Source organism: Streptomyces sp. NPDC050121 (assembly GCF_044460385.1).
Lineage (GTDB): Bacteria > Actinomycetota > Actinomycetes > Streptomycetales > Streptomycetaceae > Streptomyces > Streptomyces soliscabiei.
Map to the genome: position 1 here is coordinate 82,255 of NZ_JBITJV010000017.1, position 6,221 is coordinate 88,475.

Genomic DNA, 6,221 nt, shown 5'->3' on the forward strand with positions numbered 1-6,221 from the left:
GACCCGCGGGCTCGTCGTGGCCGGCCGCGCCCACGAGGCGGAGCCGCACATGTCAGGGCCCCGCGCCCCCTGGGCGTGTCCGCCATGTGGGCTGCTCCGTACCGTCCCTCGGTATGGAGCAGCCCGCTTGCTTATCCTGACGAACATGCTGACCATCACCCAGGCCCTCGTCGACAGAATCGTCGCGCACGCGCGCAAGGACCACCCCGACGAGGCGTGCGGCGTCGTCGCGGGCCCGGCCGGCTCGGACCGCCCCGAGCGCTTCATCCCGATGCTGAACGCGGCCATGTCCCCCACGTTCTACGAGTTCGACTCGGGCGACCTGCTCAAGCTGTACCGCGAGATGGACGACCGCGACGAGGAGCCGGTGATCGTCTACCACTCCCACACCGCGACCGAGGCCTACCCCTCCCGCACGGACATCTCCTACGCCAACGAGCCCGGCGCCCACTACGTCCTGGTCTCCACGGCCGACACCGACTCGCTCGGCGACTTCCAGTTCCGCTCGTTCCGCATCGTGGACGGCGTGGTCACGGAGGAGGACGTGAAGGTGGTGGAGGCGTACTGAGTCGCGTCGCCGGGCTCGGGAGGCGTCTCACCCGGCGGCGCCCTCCGCGACCTCGGCGTCGCCGCGCGCGATGGCGTCGGCGGTCTCCCTGTGCTCGGCCAGGGAACGCCGCATACGGTCCGGTACGCGCAGTTGCAGCCGCCAATAGGGCTGTAGGGCCCGCTTGAGCTCATAGACCTGCCGCCGCAGGTATTCGTTGCCGCAGGCGTCGTAGACGACGCCGTGAAAGCCGGCGTTGGCGTAGTACGGAGCCATGACGGCCACCTTCTACACGGGCGTGGGCTGCCTGCTCGGCCCCTCGCTGCTGTACGTGACGCTGCGTGCGATCGTCGGCGGGTGACAGCCGGCCCCCGGGGCCGGCTCCCCGACCCGGCCCCGGCCGCGGGCGGCTACGCCGCCGCCCTGCGCAGCAGTGACCGGATCGGGCGCCACAGTTCCGGGACCGCCATGACGCCGACCGGGACGCCGTTGTCGGGGGCCGTGCGCCAGACGAGGCCGTCGGGGTGGTGGAGGACCGCCGTGATCTCGTCCGGGGTGGGCGGGGCCGCGTTGCCGCGGAGGTAGACGGCACTCAGGCCCAGGTTGCGGAGCCTGGTCAGGGCTCTGGCACGGTTGCGGGCGTGGACGAGGACGCGGACGTCCGTGGAGGGGCCCGGGAGGCCCTCCCGGGCGGCGGGGCGGGGCAGGTTCAGCGCCACCACCACCATGCCGTCGGGCAGCTTGCAGAAGCCTCCTGCGGCCATGCGGTCACACCCCCGTGCGAGTCGGTATCGAGGTCGGCGTCAGCGCCGGCATCCGTGTCGGTGTCAATAAGCGAAGCACAGGAGGCACCTAAACACGATCGGCGGCAACCCGCCAGGGGGTCACCGCCGATACGTGTCTGACCTGCGAAAACGTCGGCTACTTCGCCGAGGGGCCGACCTGCAGGCTGATCGTCGAGCCGTCCGCCGACTCCTTGGCGATCTTGATGCGGGTGTTGGTGTCAGTGACCTTCACGCCCGCGAGCGGCGTCTTCGGGTCCCAGTACGTGGACGTGCCGTCGTCGAAGACCGGGATGCCGATGCGCGACTTGACCTTGGTCGCGACGCCCGCCTTGTGCAGCGTGAGCGCGTCGGTCGCGGCGCGGCCGAAGGTCGAGTCGAAGGACTGGATCCGGCTGTTCATGTACGTGCCGTCGGCCCACTTCATCGGCGTCGGGTGCGCGTCGACGGGCAGGATCAGGCCCGTGCCGTTGTGCTGGCTGGTGTTGTCGTCCGCCTGCGAGGTGTCCCACTTCCAGATCAGCAGACCGTTCTGGTACGGGTAGTGCTCGACCCAGGACGGACGGGTCGTCGAGAAGCCGAAGTTGTACGGGCCGACCTTGAGGGTCTTGTCGTACGACGTGTACTGGCGGTTCTCGGCGATGTAGTACTGCGGGTAGTCGTCCGTGATGGACGCGCCGATGCGGGAGAAGCCGTTCGCCGTCCAGGCGGTGTCCTGGGACTCGGCGTTGTCGGAGAAGACGGTCGCGCCGTCCGCGGTCACCGTGATCTCGTCGGCCGCGAAGCCCTTCAGGGCCACGCCACCGTCGCTCTGGTAGCGGAAGCGCAGGTCGACCTTCTTGCCCGCGTAGGCGTCCAGCGAGTACGTCAGCTTCTGGTAGGCCGCCACCGAGCCGGTGAGGGCGGGCTTGCCGCTGCCGTCACGGGTGATGGCGCTGCCGTCGGCCAGCTTGCCGTCGATCGGCGTCCAGTTGGCGCCGCCGTCGGTGGAAACCTCGGTGTAGAGGTAGTCGTAGTCGGCCTCGATGTCCCACCAGCCGTCGAGGGTGAGGCTCGCGGCGGACTTGCCGGTCAGGTCGACCGAGCGGGACAGGGAGTTGCGCAGGTCGTTGCCGCTGCCGCTCCACCACTGCGCCTTGCCCTGCGCCGGGGCGACCACCTCGGTGGTGACCGCCTTGTCGGGCAGCTGGACGATGAGCGCCTGCGGGTTCTTGGTGTTGTACTCCGCGACGCCCAGCGTGTGGTTGGACTTCTTGCCGGCCGTGGCGACGTCGTAGTCGAGCCAGCCCAGCTGCAGCTTGTCCCAGGCGTTCATGTCGCCGGGGAGGTCGCCGATGGTGTCCTTGCCGGTGCCCAGCCAGGAACCGGAGGACATCAGCGTCCAGAAGCCGGTGGAGTTCTCTCCGCCGCCGGAGGTGTCGTACTCGTCCGGCAGGCCGAGGTCGTGGCCGTACTCGTGCGCGTAGACGCCGAGTCCGCCGTTCTCCGGCTGGATGGTGTAGTCGCCGACCCAGATGCCGGTGTCGCCGACCTGGGCGCCGCCGAGCTTGTTGGTGTCCGGGCCGGTGGAGCCGGCGTCGGTGCCGAAGGCGTACCAGCGGTGGGCCCAGATGGCGTCCTCGCCCTGGGCGCCGCCGCCCGCGGACTCGTCCTCGCCGGCGTGCACGATCTGGAAGTGGTCGATGTAGCCGTCGGGCTCGTTGAAGTCGCCGTCGCCGTCGAAGTCGTAGCGGTCCCACTGGTCGTACTGGGCCAGCTCCGCCTTGATCTCGGCGGCCGTGTCACCGGCGGCCTCGCGCTCGGCGACCCAGGCGTTGACGCCGTCCTGGACCGCGTACCAGGCGCCGTTGGAGGCCTTGTTGGAGCCGTAGCGGGCCTCGTTGTAGGGGACCTTGACCCAGTCGGTCACCTCGCCGTCGACCGAGTAGCGGCCCGAGGACTGCTTCTCGTAGTACTTCTTGAGCGACTCGGCGTTCTTGCCGGTGCCGAAGTACAGGTCCTGGAAGTGCTTCTGGTCGTAGTCCGCCTGCCAGGCCGTGGAGTTGTCCTGCTTGCGGTCCGGCTTGGCTATCTGGTTGTGCAGCGGGCCGGGCGTGCCGCCGTAGCGGCTGTCGACCTGGTCGCCGAACTCGACGAGGATCGTGAAGATCTTGTCGGTCTTCTCGCGGCCGAGTTCGACGTACTTGCTGTCGCCCTTCTTGCTCTTGAGCTGGACGACCTTCGAACCGTCGCGGTCCTTGACCGAGGTCCGGCCGGCTATGACCTCCTTGAGGGCCTCCTCGCGCTGCGCCTCCTGCGTCTTGCTGAGCGGCCCGTCGAAGTCGTGCTCGCGGGCCTTGGCCGGCTGCGGGTCGTGCCGGCCCGCCGCCGGGGCCTGCGCCGAGCTGTTCTCGGCGGCCTGCGCCACGGCGAACGTCGTGAACGTCGCCGTGGCCGCCGCGAGTGCGACGACCGTGGCGGCCGTCCTGAACGTCCAGGATCTACTGGTCACTTGATGTCCTCCCACGCACGCGCCCGTGCGCGCGGAAAGGGGGGATCCCTGTCAAGGAAGGTCCGCGCGCTGTTATACGCGTGTAGTCAAGTGACGCCATTTGACTACTGGTTTGCGAGAAAAGACAGATCTTGACTTGAGCAAGACAACTGCATTATTGGAAGCCGGTGTTCGCAATACGGACACATGACGGTAATGAGACAGGCGCGCGGGGCAGTCCACTTGGTGGACGCCATGACTCCGTGCGCCCCCTGTGCACCGGCACCGTGGGTTAGGTCACGCTTACCGTTCGGTCCACTCGGGCATGCAGGCGAATAGAGTCGAGAACGCCCCCGCTTCCGAGGACACGATTGCCATGCCTCGTCCGACTGTCGCACAGCTCACATACGGTTCCTGCACCGTCATCCTCTCGACGCTCGCCATGCTGCTGCTGTCACAGACGAGTTCGGGCCCCGGGATCGCGGTCGTCGTCGTCGCCGCGGTCGCGCTCGGCGTGCTCGTCGCCATGACGGTGCCGACGCCGAAGCCGTCGCGGGCCCCCGTGGCCCGCTCCGCGGCGCGCCGATCCGCTGGCCGATCCGCGAGCCGGACCACACCGGTTCCGGTTCCGGTTCCGGCACCCGTTCCCGTTCCCGTGCACGCGCCCGTGAGCGCCCCCGTACCGGCGTCGGTCGCCTCGGCGTCCGAGCCCGTCCGGGAGCCCACGGCTCCCTGAGACCCAGCGGCACGACCGAGGGCCCGCGCCGGGCATCGGGCGCGGGCCCTCGGTCGTGCCGGTCGGCCGGCGGGTCGGGGGGTCGGGTGGTCTGGGGGTCGGGTGGTTGTGTGGTTGTGTGTCAGGTGGTGCTGACCACCACCGTCTTGGCCGCCTTGTCGTGCAGGCCCTGCTTGTAGGGCTTGTCGAAGAAGCTCCAGCCGCCGCAGACCGCCGTCCACAGACAGGCGCAGCAGAACGCGAACGGCACCCACAGCACCAGGGCGCGGATCAGCGACGTCTGCGCGGAGGGAGTGGAGCCGTCGTCGAGGTCGGCCACGCGCATGCCGAGCCACTTCTTGCCCAGCGTCTGGCCGGACCGGGCGGTCAGCACCGTGTCGTACGCGACGTACAGGATCGCGGCGACGAGCTCACGTCCGAAGGTCTTCCCGAACTGGATCTTGTCCGCGTCCGTCGTGTACTGCGCGACCCCGAAGGCCCACGCCAGCAGCGTCACCACGGCGAAGACGAGGATCATGTCGATGATCCTCGCCAGCGTGCGCTTGCCGCTGTCCGCGAGCGGGGGCATCCCGGCCAGCGGGTCCTCGGGGTAACCGCCGTAAGGGTCACCGCCGTAGGGACCGCCCCCGTGCGGGCCGCCCCCGGCCGGTCCGCCGCCGTACGGTCCCTGCGGGGTGTCGTAGGGCGAGCCGCCCTGCCCCTCGCCGTGCGGCGACCGCGGGGGCTGCTGCGAGGGCCGTTTCCTGAACGGGTCGTCCTCCGGCGGCTCGCCGCCGGAGGAGGAGGGCGGTTCGGTGGTCATGCCCCCGAGTCGACCCCGAACCCCTCAGCTCCGCATCCGGCGAGCGGCCGTCCGGGGTACCGGCCGTCCGGGGTACCGTTCAGCCGGCGACGAACGTGTGCGCCGCCTTGTCGTGCCAGCACTGCCGCCACGGCTTGTCGAACAGCCCCCAGACGACGCCCACGACACCGACGACGAGCAGACCGGGCACGCTGTACACGAGCCAGCGGCGCAGGGCCGCCCCGAAGGACGGGGGTTCGCCGCCCTCGATGTCCCGCACCTCCAGACCGAACAGCTTCTTGCCCAGCGTGCGGCCCCACTTGGCGGTCGGCAGGGCCTCGTAGACCACCCCGAAGACCAGCAGGACCCCGAGGACGATCGCCAGGTACACCGACGTCGTTCCGTCCAGCAGCCAGACCGTGACGGTCTCTCCGGTGAGCTTGGCCGCGTCGATCTTCTCGTTGACGTGGTCGAGCGCCTTCACGCCGAGCGGTACGGCGGCGGCGGAGGTGACGGCCGCGAGGACGAGCGTGTCGACGAGACGCGCCGCCAGCCGCTTGCCGAGACCCGCGGGACGGGCCGAGGCCTGACGCCGGGCTGCCGCCTGGAAGATGTCCTCGACCGGCGGCTTCCAGGGCGCGACGGGGCCGTCCTCGGCCCCCGCCAGCCGGTGCACCTGCTGCGCCCACGACGGCTGCCCCCCACCGGCCCCGGCAGCCAACGGGGCGGCCCCCGCTACTCCGGACGCCTGTGCCCCAGCCACGGCAGACTGCGGCTGAGCCACACCGGTAGCCCCGGACTGCGGCTGGGCCACACCGGTAGCCCCGGACTGCGGCTGGGCCACACCGGTAGCCCCGGACTGCGGCTGGGCCACACCGGTAGCCCCGGACTGCGGCTGGGCCACA

At 70.2% G+C, this 6,221-nt stretch carries 8 protein-coding genes; 3 read left to right on the forward strand and 5 right to left on the reverse strand.

All coding sequences use genetic code 11. The annotated features are described in order from the left end of the window. Positions 1-145: 145 nt before the first annotated feature. Positions 146-568, forward strand: coding sequence for a M67 family metallopeptidase (locus tag ACIBTS_RS25370; RefSeq protein WP_319672074.1), 423 nt, complete (start codon positions 146-148; stop codon positions 566-568). 27 nt (positions 569-595) lie between these two features. On the opposite strand, the gene ACIBTS_RS25375 is transcribed toward ACIBTS_RS25370, so the two are convergent. After that, positions 596-823 (reverse strand): FCD domain-containing protein, encoded by a 228-nt coding sequence (locus ACIBTS_RS25375; protein ID WP_399322369.1) that lies wholly within the window; start codon positions 821-823, stop codon positions 596-598. On the opposite strand from ACIBTS_RS25375, the gene ACIBTS_RS25380 reads away from it, so the two are divergent. Then, the gene (locus tag ACIBTS_RS25380) at positions 822-908 is read left to right on the forward strand and encodes a hypothetical protein (RefSeq protein ID WP_399322470.1); all 87 of its coding nucleotides are present in this window, start codon (positions 822-824) and stop codon (positions 906-908) included. The two genes, ACIBTS_RS25375 and ACIBTS_RS25380, sit on opposite strands and share 2 nt — an antisense overlap. 49 nt (positions 909-957) lie before the next feature. Here the strand turns inward: ACIBTS_RS25380 and ACIBTS_RS25385 are convergent, their stop codons facing one another. After that, the gene (locus ACIBTS_RS25385) at positions 958-1,311 is read right to left on the reverse strand and encodes a hypothetical protein (protein ID WP_319672072.1); all 354 of its coding nucleotides are present in this window, start codon (positions 1,309-1,311) and stop codon (positions 958-960) included. 157 nt (positions 1,312-1,468) lie between these two features. Then, positions 1,469-3,820, reverse strand: coding sequence for an immune inhibitor A domain-containing protein (locus tag ACIBTS_RS25390; protein WP_399322371.1), 2,352 nt, complete (start codon positions 3,818-3,820; stop codon positions 1,469-1,471). 355 nt (positions 3,821-4,175) lie between these two features. Here ACIBTS_RS25390 and ACIBTS_RS25395 point away from each other — a divergent pair, with 355 nt between their 5' ends. After that, complete coding sequence (locus tag ACIBTS_RS25395; protein ID WP_399322373.1) at positions 4,176-4,535, forward strand: hypothetical protein; 360 nt, start codon at positions 4,176-4,178, stop codon at positions 4,533-4,535. A gap of 121 nt (positions 4,536-4,656) precedes the next feature. Here the strand turns inward: ACIBTS_RS25395 and ACIBTS_RS25400 are convergent, their stop codons facing one another. Together ACIBTS_RS25400 and ACIBTS_RS25405 are read right to left on the reverse strand one after the other, a co-directional pair. Then, entirely contained in the window at positions 4,657-5,337 is a 681-nt protein-coding gene (locus tag ACIBTS_RS25400) for an RDD family protein (RefSeq protein ID WP_399322374.1), read from the reverse strand. A 79-nt stretch (positions 5,338-5,416) separates the two neighbouring features. Next, a partial coding sequence (locus ACIBTS_RS25405) for an RDD family protein (RefSeq protein WP_399322376.1) occupies positions 5,417-6,221 on the reverse strand: 805 nt, incomplete at its 5' end.